Annotated in this window: 4 protein-coding genes; all 4 read left to right on the forward strand. The window is 68.8% G+C overall.

Annotation, left to right across the window (positions count from 1 at the left end; all coding sequences use genetic code 11):
* Positions 1-287: toprim domain-containing protein (locus GXW78_RS27630; protein WP_211872140.1), on the forward strand; the 287-nt coding region annotated here is incomplete at its 5' end.
* A gap of 41 nt (positions 288-328) precedes the next feature.
* Entirely contained in the window at positions 329-937 is a 609-nt protein-coding gene (locus GXW78_RS27635) for a hypothetical protein (protein ID WP_211872141.1), read from the forward strand.
* Positions 934-1,167: a hypothetical protein gene (locus tag GXW78_RS27640; RefSeq protein ID WP_211872142.1), complete on the forward strand. Its 234-nt coding sequence runs from the start codon at positions 934-936 to the stop codon at positions 1,165-1,167. The genes GXW78_RS27635 and GXW78_RS27640 overlap by 4 nt, the downstream gene beginning before the upstream one ends.
* A 319-nt stretch (positions 1,168-1,486) precedes the next feature.
* Positions 1,487-1,764: hypothetical protein (locus GXW78_RS27645; RefSeq protein WP_211872143.1), on the forward strand; the 278-nt coding region annotated here is incomplete at its 3' end.

Here is a 1,764-nt window from a genome sequence, read left to right on the forward strand (position 1 = left end):
GGATCGAAACCGCGCTCGCGGTGCATGCGCTGACCGGCCTGCCGGTGTGGGCCTGCATCGCGGCGGAGATCCTCGCCGCGCTGCAGCTGCCTTTCGAAGTCTCTGCGCTGACGATCTTCGCCGATCGGGACAAGCCGAAGCCGCCGCGCCACCCGGAAGGGCATGGCGTGCACGCCGCGCGTGCGCTGGTGCAGCGCCAGCGCCCGATGGCGGTGCGCTGCGAGATCCGCGTGCCGAACCCGCCATTCAAGGATTACGCCGACGTGCTGGAAGCGAGGGCCGCGTGACAGACACCCCCATTCCCTGGCCCGGCCGACCCGGCGAGCCCGTGGAGCCGGAGCGGGATGGATGGCGGATCGTTCGCCACAAAGGCAACGGCGCCATCGTGCCGCGCTATTGGGAGCGCGACGGCTGGCATGCGGGCGTCGGGGTTCGCTGGCCCATGGTCGCGCCGGCGGAAGCCGCGCGCATGTGGGATTTCGTCGGGGACATGCTCACCCCCGACGCCATCGCAGCCGAGCGCGCTGCGTCGGCAGCGGCGATGCGGGAGGCGTGTGCGAAGGCTTGCGAAGCTGAGCGCGACGAGCAGCAGGACGCCGCCGGAGTGGCGCCGCACATTAAGGAACCTCACGCCTTCGCCGCGGCAGGCGCGGAAATCTGCCGCGTCGTTATCGAAGCCCTCCCCCTCCCCTCCGCATCCGCGCTGGCGGCGATGATCGAGGCGGAGCGCGCCCGCCTCGCACGGCTCGTCGAAGCCATGGTCGCTGAGCGCAAGCAGACAGGGGAACGCGTGGTGCTCGCCATCGCCGCGCGAAACGTTCGCCGCGGTCGCTTTCTGACTGATGCCGAGAAGGTGGCCAACCTTCATAAAGCTATGAAGGAAGCCGATGACGAAGCCGCCTTCCATGCAGGGGCTGGGGAGGGCGGGGCGTCGTGAAAGCCACCACTGTGCCTTTGGATGCAGAGCAGATGCTGATGCTCGGTCCCGAGATCGATCAACTCAACGAAGCCGCCGCGAACGGTCATCCTGGGATGCTACTCGCGCAGATATTTGCCGGCCGGATGCGTGTGTTCGTCATCAGTGAGCAACAGGCTCTCGCCTTCGCCCAGATACTTCAGGTCGGTGTTACCCGCACCGCCGCGCCCGCGCAGGGAGGCGGCGAGTGATGGCCGGGTCGGTGATCCGACGGTACGGAACAAGCGTTGATCCGACCGGCTTCATCCACCACGACGACCGGCGCGCGACCTGGTCCGATGCCGACGCCCTTGCGACGCATCGCGTCGATCGACGCCGCTGCTACGGCATCCTGCCTGGCGATGACGGCGCGCCGCAGTTGTGCGTCTTAGCCGTCTGGGTTCAGCGGTGCTCGGGATGCTCCGACAACTACTGCCCGCCTGATCGCGGCTCGGGCTGTCACGAATGCGGCTGGCACGGCCGCGTTCGTCGTGGCGTGTGGGTGCCTGTCGCCCTTGCGGGAGGGCAAGGATGACAGTCTCCAACGTCGTCCCCCTCCGCGCCGGTGAGGACGAAGCGGACTTCGACGCGCCGCTCTCCCCCGAGCCCCCTGATGACAAGGGCGGAAAGCGCCGCGGCGGCGGGGGTGGTGAGAAGCGTTCCGACGATGGCGGGGACCGCTTCGGCGCCGTCGTGCCCCTCGGCGTACGCACCCGGCGCGGCAGCACCTGCTATGTCTTCCTCGACGCTGCCGGCCTCGAGACGACGCTGTCCGCGAAGGACATGCACAGCGCCGCCATCATCGAAGG

Origin of the sequence: Neoroseomonas terrae (assembly GCF_018129025.1) — a bacterium.
Classification (GTDB): Bacteria; Pseudomonadota; Alphaproteobacteria; order Acetobacterales; family Acetobacteraceae; genus Neoroseomonas; species Neoroseomonas terrae.